Genomic DNA, 16,606 nt, shown 5'->3' on the forward strand with positions numbered 1-16,606 from the left:
CGCTCGACTTGCATGTGTTAGGCCTGCCGCCAGCGTTCAATCTGAGCCATGATCAAACTCTTCAATTAAAAAGTTTTATGTCTTTCGACAGCTCAATGAATTCTGAATTTTTGTTTTTGTTGCCAAAAACGAATTGACTGTGCGTTATTATTTTCACTTTTAAAAAAAGTAAAATCAAAACAGCTCAAGGCTGAATCTTTTAATAACATATGGTCACTCAGTTTCAATTGAGACTCTAATTTGTTTGCCTCACTACCTAAGTAGGTTGGCTGTTAGAACTCAATCTGTACGAGTGTCCACACAGATGATTGCTTTATATTTTTAAAGAACGTTTTGAGTCGCTTTAGCGCCTCAAGGGATGCGAATAATACACCCTTTATTTTTCGAGTCAACACTTGGTTTTAAATTTTCTTTTTAGAATATTTAAAACCGAAGTTTTATTTAACTCTCTGAGGTAGTTCGTGCCTCGCTATGCGTTGGCGTTTCCCGTCTCAGTGGGGTCGCATTATAGGGAGATTCGAGCGGGGGTCAATGTTTTATTTCAGCTTTTTGACAATTAAATGAATTTAGTATGAAAGCTATACAAATAAAGGGCTGCGACGCTTTTCCTGCCTATTAAATAATCTATGTATGAGCGGCAAAACTATATGCATACATAAAATTATACTATTTAGCTCTGTTAGGTTAAGCCAACTAAAGTTAGTCAGTTGGCTTTCGATAAAATATTGCGTATGTCATTAATTAAAAGCTGTAATTAAAGCCTGCGTAATAGCGCCTACCCGAATAGCTCGAGTTAAGTAATCGTGCATCTGTATCATCACCTAAACGCGTTACCGATTCCGACTTAGTTAAATTAATAACAGCAGCTGTTAAGCTTAGCCCTTCATACAAATTAACCGATGCATTAACGTCAACTTGCTCGTACGGATCTTGATATACATTTAACCCACTATTAAGGCCTAATACTGTCTCCCCTCGTTTGTTATATGAAGCGCGTATATTAAAAGCGTCACCTTCATAATAAACAGAGGTGTTGTACTGATACTTTGCACTACCTATTAATGCCGACTGACCAAACTCTTCACCATTTACTGTTACATCTGCTTTGTTGGTTTTGTTATAGGTGTAGTTTGCAAAAAAACCAAAACCATTATCAAACACATGCTGAATAAATATCTCCGCGCCTTTAGATACTGCATCGGTACCATTTCCCACAGTACTATACGGAGCTATATTAATGGTTCCTGCATCTACTATATTATTTTTACCGGCAAAGCTTTGCTCTGCATCTATTACCAGTGGCACAACAAAGTTATCTACTTTTTTATGGAAAAGTGCCAATCCAACAGCAGAACCCTCACTGTAATAATACTCAATAGATAAATCTGCTTGAACTGATTCAAATGGTTTCAAGTTTTTATTACCGCCACTACCGCTAAAACCTGGCTGTTCATTAAATGCAGCTCTATCATCTGCCCATTCATCCGATACAAATGTAATACGCTGCTGCGCACCTAAATCGCTGTAATCAGGACGAGACATTACTTTTGCGATTGCCCCACGAATAACTAAATTGTCGGTTGCATCCCACGCTATATTAAAGGTTGGTAATATTTGAGTGTCTTTGTTTTTTTGAGTGACTAATTGATAGTCTTCTACAAAGCGTGCGTCACCCGTTACTGGCTCGCCTGTTTCGTCATTTGTGTGATCTAATTGGTAGGTATATAAGTCAGTAGATGAAGTAAGTGTTTTTGTTTGCACAACACGCACGCCCAAATTACCTCTTACTTCACTAAACTCAAAATCGCCTTGAATATAAAAAGCAGATATTTTTTCTTCTATATCGTAAACAAAGTTATCTTCAATACGTGTATAAGGTACATAATTAGCAGTGACCATATCGTGATATTTGTTCCAATCGATACTTGGCATTTGGTTTATATCAAACCCGCCTACTATATTGCTCTCACTTGTAAATACATTTTGAGCTAATGGCATACCGCCATTCCACTGGTAACTATCAAAACGCGTAATACCTTGCTCGCTTGCTTCGCCTGCAGCTATGTTAAAATTGGGATCTAAAAAGAAAGTATTACCAGTTTCACGATGAAGACTTGAGTTACGGTATTTAACACCGGTTCTAATTGTTTTTAAAAAGCCCCAATCAACATAAAAATCCACATCAGCTTGGTAATAATCTTCCTCAAGCTCACTGCGTACAAAACTTGAGTTTGAAGAGCCCGCATCACGACCGCCTCCAATTCCATTTTGTAAGTTAGTTAATGTATTAGGGTCAATATTAAGTGACACATTGTTTTGGTTGAGTGACCAGCCTGCCGTTTGAGCTGCATTTTGAATAGTAGTGGCGTTTTCACCCGCGTTTGAGCTTTTATATGCGGCTTCCCAGCTTTCTTCCGGCCCCCCTTCTGATTTTGTATTACCCACAACAAAACGCGCTTTAAAATTATCGCCTTCATAGGTTAAATTAAAATCAAAAGTATCTGAGGTAGATTCTTCACGTACATAACTGCCGCGCATCCACGGAAACTGCATATCACTTTCAGTTCCGCTTGCCATCGCATCGTATTGCATACCAGTAACAGTAGTTCCCGATTCATCAAGATTTACATCAGTTAAAAAATCAGAATTTAAAGACCACTCAGGTATATCAATCACAGATTCTGTTCTGTCTTGACCGAGTGTAAAGCCAAAGTAATTAAATCCAAGCTCTAAACGATTTGTTGGTCGCCATTGCGTACTAAATTGAATTCCTTCGCGCTCACGTTGTTCGTTAAGAACTGAACCTCGCACAACTTGCGGAAACCAAACACCATCGTAACTATTACCGCCTGCATCATTAATAACATCCCAACCATTATTGTTATCAACTGCGTTACCGTTTATATCTGTAGGTTGCTCAGTGCCAGTATAGCGCCACACATTGGCATCAGTACCGCCCGAAAGCGTTCTGTTTGTTCGCTCCTGATATGTATAGCCAACTAATATACCAAAATTTTCGTCGTCATTTTTCCATGAATATAAACCCGTAAACTGCGGTTCGTACTCTTTTGTAACATCAGCGTAAGTACTCTCTACATTAAATACACCTGAGTTTGCATCCATACTCAGAGGTTTTCGGCTATGCATTAATACAGTACCACCAACCCCACCTTCATCTAAGCGTGCTTCTGGCGATTTATAAACCTCTAAGCTTTCAATCATTGAAGACGGTAACAAAGCATAATCAAACGAACGCGAAGGCTCCCCCGGGGAAGACGCAATAAAATTACCATTAAGCTGTGTAAAGGTAAGTTCTGACGATAAACCACGAATACTAACTGATGAACCTTCTCCGCCGTCACGCTCAATTACCACACCGGGTACACGCTGAAGAGAGTCTGCAACGTTTTTATCAGGGAATTTTCCAATATCTTCAGCGGTAATTGCATCAACCACAGAGCCAGACATACGTTTTACATCTAAGTTTTCGGCCATACTTGAACGGATACCACGTACTTCTATTACTTCCATATCTTTTTTTATTTTTGCTTCATCGGTTATTTCTACACCGAATGCATTGGCGCAACCTATCGCCGATAAAATAGAAAGACACAATGTTGATTTTGAAAGTTTAGACAAAGCGTGTACTGAGTTATTATTATAGTTAAGTGCTGTCATAGGAAGTGCTATTCCGTTTAAAGCTGCTTATGTTGATTCAAGCAAGTTAGTTAATCATTCTGCGGCGATCAAATTGACGCAAAGAAAAAAATTTTGCTAATTTTATACAACCAAACTTAATCTTTTATTAACGGGGGCTTAAAATTAGAGGAATCGCTTTGATAAAAATCAACTTAATGTAACTACTTTTAAACTAAACATCTCAGATCAATCTTAAATAGCAGTGTGTATAACAATACGCCTAAGTTTAAGCAAAACTAGATATACCTTATTGCGAACGACTGATAGGTATAGGATATTAATTTTACGACTTTTAGATGACCTTAAATAAAGATTTTCATGTAAAAGCACACCTTTATATCTAAGCTGCTCCTTATTTTAAAGGATGCTAAGTAGATCTTCTAAAAGATATAGACTAAGGTTAATTAAAAAACTTTATAACTGATAAAAATCATTAGTGCAATACTAAAGAACCACTTTAAAAAGTGGGAGAAAAGGAGTTTTTACTTTTAATAATCGTCTTAATTAAGTCACACGCTAAACCACTACTAAATATAACTAGTTATATATCGTTGTTTATTCAATGTTTTGTATTTTAATACTCGCTTGGATGAATATTCCTAATAAATTAACTTTGAATAGGAGCTTATTTATGAAAAGTAATATTAAATTAATCATTACTGTATTTTTTATTGTTTGGTTTATTAATGACAGTAATGCCCATAGTGCAAAATCTAACTTTGATCTAGATGATAATGGTTTATATGATAACTACGAACGTAATTTATTACTTGATTTTCTTGGGAATAAATATCCAGAACTAAATGCTAATTACGACACCAATAATGACGGTAAAGTAACAGTACTAGAGCAAACTACTGGTCGACTCCCATTATCGCTGCGTATTCCCAAACGGGCAATTGATAGCACAACTAAAGTTCCTTGGGCTTTAAACCTTTTTCCTGAGTGGCTTATGTCTGCTTATTTTCAAGAAGACACTGAAATAGGTAATGTGATAAATCACCCTTCACGCGGGACTATTGTAGCTAATGCAACGCAAACAAATTCTTCCCTTCAGCCTTTAAAAACGACAAAGAAAAACGGTATTGAATTTACGGAGAATTCTGGGCAATATTTAATAATGCCAGGTCAGCGCGATGCTAGATGGAATTACAGATGGATGCTTTTTACATTTAGGATCGATGCTAATACAGGTAATAATGCCGAAACTATTTTATTAGATATTAATCATGGTGAAGGTTCAAATAAATCATCTCCTAAAGTCTGGTATAACAAAACAAACGGTCTAAGTATTCAGTATGTCGGTCTAAATAAGAATGGTCTTGATAAACGAATTATGACCACTAAAAATGGCGTGGTCGCAGATGGTAAAACATGGAATGTTATTGTTGCCGGGATCCGCTATGGTCAAATGTTCGCCTCCGTAAATGGTACATTAATATCTAGTGAAGCAGTCCAACCAGATCGCTTTTCAGGCGAGTGGATTAGTAATACTTCCTCATACATTGGCGATAAAGATATTGGTAATATGGCTTGGGCATATGATTCATTAGTATTTGGTTTAACTGAACCATCAGAAGCTATGGTTCAAAAAATGACTGGCTGGGCTGCTTATCGTCTTAGTACTAATAAAGCGTTATTTAGTAATGGAATATCTTCAATTGATCTCCCAAACAAGCATCCATATAAAAATATTAGACCTGTAATGGATGCTGAAGACTTCCCTTATCGTTATATTCATAATGAAAAAGAATGGACGGCTTGGGGAAGCTCTATTGATACCTCTGAAGTACGCATTAATGGTGGTGGGGAACGTGTAGCTACAGACGACTTTGAAAGAGTATTTTATGATGACTTTCGTAATAACCGAGTAAAAGCGAGTTTTAGTGGTGAATCTGACCTTTGGTCTGCCCCTGGGTTTAATCCGGCAGTTGGCGCGAGTGCTCAGCTGATGCCTCCTAGTGAAACATTTAATGTTTATCCCCATGATGAAGATGAAAAAAAACAATCTCTTTTGCTACGAAAACAAAACGAAAGATGGAAAGCGAGTGCTTTTTATAGCGTGAATGATCTTGGCCATGGCTATACTTGGACTGGTCCAAAAATTTTTCGCATTCGTAGTATGCTTCCTAAAATAGACAAAAATGATTTGCCTGGGGGGTTATTTCCAGCATTTTGGTCTTATAATCCTGATTTTTTGTTTTGGCGAACAGCAAACCGCATCGAAGTAGATTGGTTTGAATTCGATGGAAAAAATGGAGCTTGGTTAAACGGGCTTTCTTCTCATTACCACTATGCTCACGTACCAAACATATTTGCAAAAGATGACTCTAGTTATAAAAGTTACAAAGCATATTGGGGGGAGCTGACGGAGCAAAAAAGCAAAATTGAAGGTGGTCTTGAATTTTGGGATGGCCAATATCACACCTGGGAATTTGTTATTGATAATGACATGACTTATATAAATGTGACTATTACAGATGAAGCTGGGAATGATAAGTGGGTTGAAATTGGTCGTGTACCAACCGCACCAACCTATCTTGAAAGGCTTGATTTGCAACTCGACTATGCGCTTAGATCTTACGATGGAAATCCAACGAGCGATCAAGAAAGCTTCACCATAGACTCTATTGAAGTACTACAAAAAACATCTGAAATAATGCAAGTTCCAAAACCCTTTACCAGTAGACCAATTATTACAGGGGAAAAAACAATTGGAGACACCATAACTTGCCATGCTAATTTACAAGATATTACAGATATTCGTTATTATTGGTTTGCTGATGGTTATCCATTAACATACACAGCAACTAATACCTACGATATTACGAGTGAAGAGTCTGGGAAAGAAATTCGTTGTATGGTAAAAGCGGTTGGCGCACTTAACATGCCAGAAGCTTGGACTAAGAAAATAGCTATAGCAGAATAATATTGATGATGTATGGGTTATAACGGAGCTTGTATATTTACTTACACAAAATAAACAGCTATTTACTCCGTAATTTAAAATCTAAATAGCTCTTTCAGTAAAATTTAACCATTAAAGAACTGCTATTCTTTAATGGTTAAATTTTCAAACTGGGGATAATTTGATCTTTATAAAAAGTGTAAGTTGCCTGGAAAAGCTTATACCGCAGCTATTCGATATTTATGTAGTTATCATTTTCTGATCGCTTTTTAAAGTACATATCCACGCTTAGTATCCTTAGTATGGTGCAAAAGAGTACTTTACTGAAAATTAACTTATATGAGGTCAACAACCAACGAACTTTATACTAATTATCTAATTTATTAATAACATCAGAGAGTTCTAAGAGTGTAGGCTTTCCTCCTAGATAATTGGTATCTATATGGTAACTATTGCCCACCCAAAAAGGTGCTTTAGTTGAGTTATGTCCATGTATTGTAAAGTCGACTCCATGACTTTTAACTACCTTATTTTGTTTAACTACTTCACGATCCCACAATAGAGATTGCACAATCACCGACTTATCATCAGGGTAATTTTCCCAATCCCACGATTGTGCAAATGTATGAGACAACCCAATTTTATAGCCGCGATATTCAAGTACTATTGAAAGCGGTTTAGTTAGTAACTCATCGCACATAACACTGAGCTTTTCTCTCGATACCGACTTGTGCCAATTGCCACCATTGTCAGTCCATAATTTAAAAGCCGCTTTATCATTACTTAATAATGATTCCAACATTAAATGCTCATGATTACCTAATATCATACATGCCCTAATGGCTTGTAAGTATGTAAATAAGTCATATGTTTTATCCCCGCGATCAACAAAATCGCCTACGCAAAACAAAGTATCTCTTTCAGGGTTAAAATTTACGTTATTAAGTGCGTTTTTTAAGGCAAGTAAATCACCATCAAGATCGCCAATTACAAATACTCGGCACTCATCATTAATAAATATTGTTCGTTTTGAAGATACAGCCTGAATAGCGTTAATACCTATATCCAAAATAGACTCCTATAGAATGCAATCTAAAACTTAGATTTATACTTGAGTTTATAAAGCCTTAAGGTAACACAATATAGTTGATAATTAATGAAGGTAATGAGATTTGATTGAAACTAAAAATGCATGACTGCGGGCTTTAGCTACAAGCTAAATAAGTAATTTAGGTAGTGCTTTTAACCTATAGTAAAAGCGGCTTAGCAAAATACCTGAACAAGTTATAAGTTAGTCAACAGCACAAACTTATCAGCCAGCTCATCTAAACTTTCACGCTTATTAGGATCGGGCTTTATGCAGTCAATTGGACATACACTTACGCATGTAGGTTTATCGTAATGCCCCACACACTCAGTACATTTTTGGGGATCAATTTGGTATATCTTCGCGCCCATATAAATAGCCTCATTAGGGCATTCTGGGTCACACATATCGCAGTTAATGCACTTACTATTTATGAGTAAAGCCACTTTTTAGCCTTTCTAATTAAAGTTCATATAAAACAAAAAATGAAAAAATAGAGCATTTACTGTTTTATTTTAAATAATATTATTAGCAGCTTTAAATTATGCATTTATTGACTTTTTCTTTGTTGATCTTTATCAATAAAACTTCTGGCTTCTCTAATGAAATTTTAAAGCGTCGCTGTTAATATTGCCTACATCCTAAACAATAAAGTAGTTCTGATGGCAGCTAGTTATTCTCTCGATGATTTACGTTACTTTTGCACCATAGTAAAACTAGGTAGCTTTAAAAAAGCATCAGCAAATCTTGATATGTCACTATCAACCTTAAGCCGCAGAATACGTCTATTAGAGCAAGCTCTTCAATTAACGCTACTCAATCGAGATGCCCATCGAGTAACGCTAACGCATACTGGCGAGTTATATTACGACCGCTATCGCAAGTTATTTGACGAAGCAGAGTGTATCGAGCAAGCACTTTGTGATGAAAAAGACCAACCTAAAGGGAAAATTAGGATCTGTGCCCCCATTTACATGGGTAAACATTTTTTAAGTGATATTTTTTGTGATTTTTTACTGCAGTATCCCGATATTCAACTAGATTTACGCTTTTCAAATAACCTTATTGATATTGAAAAAGAAGCGATTGATATAGCATTTAGAGTAAGAAACCCTGCCATTGATAATTGGGTTATTAGAGAGCTTAAACTTACTCATAATGTGCTTTGTGCTCACCCTGACCATGATTATCAATCCATCACTCATCCTAAACAATTAGAGCAGCACCCAAAAATTACGTGCATTGGGTTGGTTCCGTGGCAATTAAACAATCAGCAAACGAGCGAAGAGTACAGTCTTAATCCAAACACACATGTTCGTTTGGTAGTTGATGAAATTCAAATGATGAAACAAGCAGTTGAGTCTGGTGCGGGTATTAGCTACATCCCTGATTATATAGCATTACCACTTATTAAAGCCGGAAAGCTTAAACGCATTCTTCCTGATTGGCAAAGCAAAGGGCAGCCATTTTCTATGCTTTATCGCGACAGAAAACAAATCCCTTATCGAGTGCGTTTACTGATAGAGCATACACTGCAACACTTTACTAATATGTAGCAGTGTATGCTTTTTACAGCAAAGTGATTAAGCTCATTCGTCTTTTAAAAACTAAGCCTTAGTACAATTACACCTAAAAATGCCGTTGTTAATCCTATAACTTCTTGGCGTGTAAAAGACTCTTTTAGGATGATGCGGGAGTACAATAAAATAATTAAAATATTCATCCCCGAAATTGCCGACACTAGCCCCGTGTTGCCAATTGCAAAGGCCGATATTATTGCAACCATGCCTGCTACATTCGTTAAACCAATAAGCAACCCGCACGAGAACGTTTTACCAGCAGACCAGTGCCCTTGAGAAGCGCCTTGCTCTGCTAACATTTTTTTGCGCTTTACTAACCAACTAATAGCAAAGAGAAAGCTACCAAACCCGAACATCGACGTTAAAGTGGCGAATGTATCTGCCTCAAGGAGTGTTGATTGCTTACCCATTAAATCATTAAATGCAAAGGACAGAGCAGCCAATAATCCCCATTGCGCACCTTGTAGATTACTCAATGAGATATCGCTGGAGTAGCGAATAATATAAAGACCGCCAAAAATGATAAAAAAGCCGATTAATTGTATAACGGTTAAGGTTTCTTGCCATAATAAAAAGGCAAACAAAAGGACAAATAAAGGCGTTAGCCCCGACAGAATACTAATTAAAGACGCCTTTCCGACTGAAAATCCTTTGTGCAAAAATCCATTAGCCGCAAAAGATCCAAAGCCTAAAGCAAGCCCAACAGTAATATCTTCCCAGCCGTACCATGTATGTTCAAATATTACAGTACCTAACGCGCTGATTATGAACCCTACAAAAAAAACACCGAATAATAATAGATTACGGTTAATCTTTTTTTGCGACGTCCATTGGTACATTATCCCTCGAGCACCAAAAAAAACAGTTGCGAGTAATGCAAAAATTATCCACATACTAAAATGATTCCTTTAAAAACAACAATAGAGTATCTGTGCTGAGCGCTTTAACAACACGTGTTAAATTTGTAAGGCTAGTATATTTACTTTTTAAATTTTATAAATAAGCATTACTGGCAATATAGGTTTCATAAATGGCATTTACATGAATGCAGGTAGGCAATTTTCGTAAAGGGCGTCATAGGCATAACTGCTCAGCTCCACTCTATAAATTATATAAGGTAATAAAATAGCTTTGAGCAGTTACTGAAGAGGCTAACTAGGTTGTTTAAATGGATTACGCGTATCTTGGTGCTCATCAAGGTTACGCATTAAAATAGCGTGTTCTAAGTTAATCCCCTCATCTAGTGCGATTTTTACAATGTGACCAGAGCCCTTAGCATCGCTAATAATTTCACCCTTTTTGTTTTCCATATATTCAAGCTTAAAAGTAATGTTACCTTGTGGTGTCATAAGCTCTAAGGAGTGGCCTGTACAAAATTTATTTTTAACGTCAATTTCAACTAAGCCATTTTCGTCGCGCCCAAGTACTTCTCCCACAAATTGCTGTTTAGTTGATACAGAATGACCGTACTCATAGTTTTGATAATCTTGATGGGCATGGCGTTTTAAAAAGCCTTCGGTATAGCCCCGATGTGCTAGATTTTCGAGTGTTTTAAATAAGTTAGTATCAAATGGTTTACCCGAAGCCGCGTCGTCTATTGCTTTACGATAAACTTGTGCTGTGCGCGCTACATAATAAAATGACTTAGTACGCCCTTCTATTTTTAAACTATGTACACCCATTTTTGTTAACTGCTCTACGTATTGCACAGCGCGTAAATCTTTTGAGTTCATAATATACGTGCCGTGTTCATCCTCAAATGCAGGCATATACTCTCCAGGGCGACCTTGTTCCTCTAACATAAATACATCGTTACTCGGCGCACCTTCGCCCAGTGTAGGAATAACCTGTTTGGGATCAATTTTATGTACCATTTCGCCGGTTTCGTTCTCAACACCAGGTTTTACATCGTAATCCCAACGACATGCATTAGTGCATGTACCTTGGTTTGGGTCGCGCTTATTCATATAACCAGAGAGTAAACAACGCCCCGAATACGCCATACAAAGCGCACCATGTACAAATACTTCAAGCTCAGTATTAGGGCACAAAGCACGAATTTCAGTTATCTCTTCGAGCGACAGCTCCCGTGACAAAATAACGCGTTCAATCCCCTGTTTTGCCCAAAATTGCACACTCGCGTAATTTACCGCATTTGCCTGTACCGACAAGTGAATAGGCATCGTTGGCCATTTTTCACGAACAAGCATAATTAAACCAGGGTCTGACATAATTAGCGCATCGGGCCCCATAGCTATAACCGGTTCTATATCACGTAAATACGATTTAACTTTAGCGTTGTGCGGTGCAATATTAGACACCACATAAAACTTTTTATTTTGCGCATGCGCTTCACTAATTCCTACTTGCAGAGTATCTAGGTCAAACTCGTTATTGCGCACACGCAAACTATAGCGAGGCTGCCCTGCATAAACCGCATCTGCGCCATAAGCAAAAGCGTAGCGCATGTTTTTTAAACTGCCTGCGGGGCATAGTAATTCAGGAATAAAAGGCGTTGAAGAGGTAGTTGGTAACATGTGCGCTCCATACATCGAACTGGTTTTAAGCCAGTTGTATGATTAATTAATTTATAAGCGCGGCAGTATAAGTTCGATTAGCAATTTGCTTTTGATCGAGATCACAAAACTGCAATCAAACTGGTTTTTAATAAAATTAGGATTTTTCACTTAAAACGCGTATAATTCGCGCCCGTTAATATTCACACTTTTACTTAAAATTATTGGAGCATAAAGATGGCTTTAGAACGTACTTTTTCAATCGTAAAACCTGATGCAGTAGCTAAAAACCACATTGGCGCTATCTACAACCGTTTCGAGTCTGCTGGCCTTAAAATCGTTGCAGCTAAAATGGTTCACCTTTCACAAGAGAAAGCTGAAGGTTTCTACGCAGAACATAGCGAACGTCCTTTCTTCGGTGCTTTAGTATCTTTCATGACATCTGGTCCAGTAATGGTTACAGTTCTTGAAGGCGAAAACGCTGTTCTTAAAAACCGTGAAATCATGGGTGCTACTAACCCTGCTGAAGCACTAGCTGGTACTTTACGTGCAGACTACGCTGATAGCATCGACGAAAATGCTGTTCACGGTTCTGACGCTGTTGAATCTGCTGCTCGCGAAATCGCGTACTTCTTCGCTGACGAAGAGCTTTGTTCACGTACTCGTTAATTCGAATTCGTTAACAAAATGAAAAGGGCTTTCGGGCCCTTTTTTAGTCATTACGTAAAGTATTAATTAGTAAACTCATGATGTTTTACTTAATGATTAAAGTGAGTGAATTGTGTACAATTCGTCCTCGTAAATTTTTATCTCCACCGTCACCGATTGAGGTTGTTTCATGACCGAGCAAAAAAAGATTAACTTATTAGATTTAAACCGAGACGCAATGCGCGAATTATTTGCATCGTTCGGTGAAAAGCCGTTTCGTAGTGACCAGGTGATGAAATGGATTTATCATTTTGGCGTAGATAACTTCGACGAAATGAGTAACGTAAACAAAAAACTTAAAGAAAAGCTTAAAGCCGAGTGCGAAATTGTAGCGCCAGAAATTACAGTTCGCCAACAAGCAAGCGACGGTACTATTAAGTACGCACTTATTTTGGAAGGCGGCCAAGAAGTAGAAGCTGTATGGATCCCTGAAAAAGAGCGCGCTACTTTATGTGTATCATCACAAGTGGGTTGTGCTCTTGAGTGTACTTTTTGTTCTACTGCTCAACAAGGCTTTAACCGTAACTTAAAAGTATCTGAAATTATTGGTCAAGTTTGGCGTGTAGCTAAAGATATTGGTCTTGATGGTCATAGCGAAAAGCGCCCTGTAACTAACGTTGTAATGATGGGTATGGGCGAGCCTTTACTTAATCTTAAAAACGTAGTGCCAGCAATGGAACTAATGATGGACGACTGGGGCTTTGGTTTATCTAAGCGCCGCGTAACATTAAGTACTTCAGGGGTTGTGCCTGCTCTTGATTTATTAAAAGAGAAAATTGACGTAGCACTTGCTATTTCACTTCACGCACCAGACAACGCACTGCGTGACATTTTAGTACCGGTTAATAAAAAGTACCCTATTGAAGAGTTTTTAGCCTCGTGTCGTCGTTACATCGATGGTTCGAAAGCCAATAAAGACGTCACAGTCGAATACGTTATGCTTAATGGCATTAACGACAGCACCGATCAGGCTCATGCACTAGTGCAAACGTTAAAAGGCACACCTTGTAAGGTCAACCTTATTCCGTTTAACCCGTTTCCGGGGAATGAATATACGCGTTCAAGTAATAGTCGCATTGACCGCTTTTCAAAAGTATTACAAGCAGCGGGCGTTACCTGTATTGTTCGTCGTACTCGCGGGGACGACATTGACGCAGCCTGCGGACAGTTAGTAGGTGACGTAGTTGACCGTACTAAACGTTTAGCTAAAAAGAAAATGCGTGACGATAACGCGATTAGCGTTAATATCCACCAAGCATAATCTGTAGCCACCCTACAGGAATTAGTCACGTAGGGTGGTTAAGTTGTTTATTTTTAAATAAATGATGCAAGACTAAAGGTTTTAGGTAAGATAGGCGCCATGGACTAAAAATAAAGAGATAAGGTAATGCGATCTATACTTGCTATAACACTATCCACACTTGCCTTAAGTGGCTGTGTTAGCGAAAGTAGTTATAACGGCAGTAATAAACCCGTCGTCGAAAATAAAATTAACAATACTGGCGCAGCACGAACACGAATTGCTTTAGCCCTACAGTATTTAAAAACGGGTAACAACTCACAAGCCAAATACAATTTAGAACGTGCAGCAGCATTTGCTCCTGACCTACCTGAAGTACATTACTCTCTTGCTTATTACTATCAACAAGTAGGCGAAAACCCGTTAGCTGATAAAGCCTACCAAAAAGCACTTGAAATAAAGCCTGACGATCCTAATACCCTTAATAACTACGGTGTGTTTTTATGTGGTATCGATGAATACGATCGTGCTACGGATCAATTTTTAAAAGCCATTGAAGTACCAAGCTATATTCGCGTTGCCGAAAGCTACGAAAATTTAGCCTTATGTGCTATTGAATTTGATGATTTTGAAAATGCAGAAAGCTATTTTCAACAAGCACTTAATCACAGTTCTCAACGTACATCTACGTTAATTAGCTTAGCTGCACTGTATTACGCAAAAAGTGACTTATACAAAGCCAGTGAACTTTTAAAACGCTACGACAGTACGGGACGAGTATCTTCTCGTGCATTAATGCTAAGCTACCTTGTAAAAAACCGCATGGGCAGAATAGAAGAGGCTGAAAAAATTTCCAGCACTATTTTACAAACCTATTCTACAAGTGACGAAGCATATGCACTAAAAGAAAAAAGAACGCGTTTTAATGAGTTTGAAATACTGCGAGAAAAATACCGTAAAGCGCAGTTAAAAGAACTAAAAAATGATGAAAGCGGCGCACACATTAGTTCGAAGCCAAAAATAAAAGTAATTAGAAAAAAACGTTCATCACAAGACGGTTCAACAAGCTTAGTAACAAACAATGAGCAAAAAACAGATAAAAAACTCGCAACAGTAAATAACCAAGATGTAAACCCGGTTATAGCAAGAGAAGAGCAAGTTGAGGCAGCCCAAAATGCGGCCACTAAGCAAGTCGACAAAACAGCCGTGATAGCAAAACAAGCAACAGCTCAAAAAGTGGAAGTTCCTAAAGCAGTGACTTCTAAAGCCGTTGTGCCAAGTAAACCTACCGATACATCGGCTGTTATGCTTGCACTTACTACTGAACACGACTCTGCTGATTCAATAGGAGCAGTTTCTGAAAAGCCTAAGCCTGCTTACGAACCTCAAAAAGAAGCTATAGCAGCAAAGCAACCAACTAAAGCTGATGACGAAGTTACAATAATTTCGTTTGGGGCACCTAAAACAGGCCAGTTTAATTCGCAGCAAACTAGTAACTATAGTAATTCAGCCCCCGCAGTTACTGCACAAAAAAATAGTAGTGACGTGGTATTCTACGAAGCGACTAAAAATACAACAGTATTTGAAAATAGCAGCTATCAAAATGATGCCGATATTGAATTTAAAAGTTACGAGGCAGTACAAAAAACAGAGCTCCCAATGCTTAACCCTAAAGTATCGCCTTTACGCGTGCCATTTCACGTAATTGCTGTTGGCGAAAACCTATTTAGCATTTCGGTGCGATACAATGTTAAACTACAAAAACTCCTCCAATGGAATGGTCTAAAAGAGTCGGATCGGGTAATGAATGGAAGTAAAATATACCTAAACGATCCAAATATTTATTACGAAATTAAAGCTGGTGATTCCCTTTACGATATAGCTACCCAGCGGCATGTATTAATTGATGAATTAATGCGATGGAATAAATTAAGTCCTGATATAGCACTAAAACCAGGGCACAAACTTTTACTAGTGGATCCAGACTCATACACATTATGAATGAAGAAAATACGCAAACACAGAGCGAACAGCCAACTGTAGGCCAAATATTAAAAAATCACAGAGAACAAGCAAACGTTAGCATAGCGACTATCGCTGCACCGTTAAAGTTGTCTGAGCTGCAAATTAAACGCCTTGAGAATGATGAATTTACATTACTAGGCCCAATAACTTTTGTTAAAGGCTATATAAAAAACTACTGCCGTGAATTAAAAGTAGATAGCACACCTATATTAGCGATGATGCCAGCACCACCGGAGCCAACAAAGCCCGCTAATATGCAGAGCTTTTCGCGTCGAACAGAAAAAGAAGCTAATGACAGCCGTTTAATGTTTTTCAGCTATTTAATTTTAGCGATTGTTATTGGCTCATCTGCTTTATGGTTTTGGCAAAACGCCACCCCAATTGAAGAGCAAACGAGTAACATAAACGTTGCCAACTCAAAAATGAGCGAGCGTCAAGCCGCTCAACCCAGTATTTCAGAGCAACAGCAACAAGCCGAAATTGACGATGAATCATTATTAGAATCACAAAGTACGTCTAGTGAAACATCAACAAGCGCAGAAGCAGTTACAGAAACGGCCCCTATTGCCTCTAACAACGCAAGCCAAGAAGATGCTAGCAGTACAATTGTTATGAACTTTAACGGCGAAAGCTGGGTTGAAATTTACGACGGCGAAGGCGAAAAAATAGCATTCGGCGTTAAAAAAGCAGGCTACATTATGACCGTAAGCGGAACGCCTCCTTTTTCAGTTGTGCTTGGTAAGCATGACGCTGTAGACATTACTTTAAACGGCGAACCTGTAGATGTTTCTGCATTTCCTAAAAACCGTTTAGCCAAATTTACATTACCACTAGCAGAGTAGT

Annotated in this window: 11 protein-coding genes and 1 rRNA gene; 6 read left to right on the plus strand and 6 right to left on the minus strand. The window is 38.0% G+C overall.

Features of this window, described 5'->3' with window-relative positions:
* Both WNY79_RS15575 and WNY79_RS15580 read right to left on the minus strand, forming a co-directional pair.
* Positions 1–68: ribosomal RNA gene (locus tag WNY79_RS15575) — 16S ribosomal RNA — on the minus strand; the annotation flags it as partial.
* 673 nt (positions 69–741) lie between these two features.
* Entirely contained in the window at positions 742–3,678 is a 2,937-nt protein-coding gene (locus tag WNY79_RS15580) for a TonB-dependent receptor (RefSeq protein WP_342876315.1), read from the minus strand.
* 652 nt (positions 3,679–4,330) lie between these two features.
* Here WNY79_RS15580 and WNY79_RS15585 point away from each other — a divergent pair.
* The gene (locus WNY79_RS15585) at positions 4,331–6,628 is read left to right on the plus strand and encodes a hypothetical protein (protein WP_342876316.1); all 2,298 of its coding nucleotides are present in this window, start codon (positions 4,331–4,333) and stop codon (positions 6,626–6,628) included.
* Positions 6,629–6,974: 346 nt separating this feature from the next.
* Here WNY79_RS15585 and WNY79_RS15590 read toward each other — a convergent pair whose 3' ends face one another.
* Together WNY79_RS15590 and WNY79_RS15595 are read right to left on the minus strand one after the other, a co-directional pair.
* Entirely contained in the window at positions 6,975–7,676 is a 702-nt protein-coding gene (locus WNY79_RS15590; RefSeq protein ID WP_342876317.1) for a metallophosphoesterase, read from the minus strand.
* A gap of 215 nt (positions 7,677–7,891) precedes the next feature.
* On the minus strand, positions 7,892–8,140 hold the full coding sequence (locus WNY79_RS15595; RefSeq protein WP_076924995.1) for a YfhL family 4Fe-4S dicluster ferredoxin: 249 nt from the start codon (positions 8,138–8,140) through the stop codon (positions 7,892–7,894).
* 216 nt (positions 8,141–8,356) lie between these two features.
* Here WNY79_RS15595 and WNY79_RS15600 point away from each other — a divergent pair, with 216 nt between their 5' ends.
* Positions 8,357–9,250 carry a LysR family transcriptional regulator gene (locus WNY79_RS15600; RefSeq protein ID WP_342876318.1) on the plus strand — a complete coding sequence of 298 codons (894 nt, stop codon included), beginning with the start codon at positions 8,357–8,359 and terminating at the stop codon, positions 9,248–9,250.
* Positions 9,251–9,294: 44 nt separating this feature from the next.
* Here the strand turns inward: WNY79_RS15600 and WNY79_RS15605 are convergent, their stop codons facing one another.
* Positions 9,295–10,167, minus strand: coding sequence for a DMT family transporter (locus WNY79_RS15605; RefSeq protein WP_342876319.1), 873 nt, complete (start codon positions 10,165–10,167; stop codon positions 9,295–9,297).
* A 258-nt stretch (positions 10,168–10,425) separates the two neighbouring features.
* Entirely contained in the window at positions 10,426–11,811 is a 1,386-nt protein-coding gene (yegQ, locus tag WNY79_RS15610; RefSeq protein ID WP_342876320.1) for a tRNA 5-hydroxyuridine modification protein YegQ, read from the minus strand.
* A 216-nt stretch (positions 11,812–12,027) separates the two neighbouring features.
* Here yegQ and ndk point away from each other — a divergent pair, with 216 nt between their 5' ends.
* The 4 genes from ndk (at position 12,028) to WNY79_RS15630 (ending at position 16,605) form a co-directional block, all read left to right on the plus strand.
* Positions 12,028–12,459: a nucleoside-diphosphate kinase gene (gene ndk, locus WNY79_RS15615; RefSeq protein ID WP_007377442.1), complete on the plus strand. Its 432-nt coding sequence runs from the start codon at positions 12,028–12,030 to the stop codon at positions 12,457–12,459.
* Between the two features lie 169 nt (positions 12,460–12,628).
* Entirely contained in the window at positions 12,629–13,759 is a 1,131-nt protein-coding gene (locus WNY79_RS15620) for a bifunctional tRNA (adenosine(37)-C2)-methyltransferase TrmG/ribosomal RNA large subunit methyltransferase RlmN (protein ID WP_024597874.1), read from the plus strand.
* A gap of 126 nt (positions 13,760–13,885) precedes the next feature.
* Positions 13,886–15,739, plus strand: coding sequence for a type IV pilus biogenesis/stability protein PilW (gene pilW / locus WNY79_RS15625; RefSeq protein WP_342876321.1), 1,854 nt, complete (start codon positions 13,886–13,888; stop codon positions 15,737–15,739).
* Positions 15,736–16,605 (plus strand): RodZ domain-containing protein, encoded by an 870-nt coding sequence (locus WNY79_RS15630; protein ID WP_342876322.1) that lies wholly within the window; start codon positions 15,736–15,738, stop codon positions 16,603–16,605. The genes pilW and WNY79_RS15630 overlap by 4 nt, the downstream gene beginning before the upstream one ends.
* Position 16,606 lies beyond the last annotated feature (1 nt).

The organism is Pseudoalteromonas sp. AS84 (genome assembly GCF_038900255.1).
GTDB lineage: Bacteria > Pseudomonadota > Gammaproteobacteria > Enterobacterales > Alteromonadaceae > Pseudoalteromonas.

Coding starts and splice junctions, on each gene's coding strand:
- WNY79_RS15580 (WP_342876315.1), bottom strand. CDS start 3,678: ATGACAGCACTTAACTATAATAATAACTCAGTACACGCTTTGTCTAAA.
- WNY79_RS15585 (WP_342876316.1), top strand. CDS start 4,331: ATGAAAAGTAATATTAAATTAATCATTACTGTATTTTTTATTGTTTGG.
- WNY79_RS15600 (WP_342876318.1), top strand. CDS start 8,357: ATGGCAGCTAGTTATTCTCTCGATGATTTACGTTACTTTTGCACCATA.
- WNY79_RS15605 (WP_342876319.1), bottom strand. CDS start 10,167: ATGTGGATAATTTTTGCATTACTCGCAACTGTTTTTTTTGGTGCTCGA.
- yegQ (WP_342876320.1), bottom strand. CDS start 11,811: ATGTTACCAACTACCTCTTCAACGCCTTTTATTCCTGAATTACTATGC.
- ndk (WP_007377442.1), top strand. CDS start 12,028: ATGGCTTTAGAACGTACTTTTTCAATCGTAAAACCTGATGCAGTAGCT.
- WNY79_RS15620 (WP_024597874.1), top strand. CDS start 12,629: ATGACCGAGCAAAAAAAGATTAACTTATTAGATTTAAACCGAGACGCA.
- pilW (WP_342876321.1), top strand. CDS start 13,886: ATGCGATCTATACTTGCTATAACACTATCCACACTTGCCTTAAGTGGC.
- WNY79_RS15630 (WP_342876322.1), top strand. CDS start 15,736: ATGAATGAAGAAAATACGCAAACACAGAGCGAACAGCCAACTGTAGGC.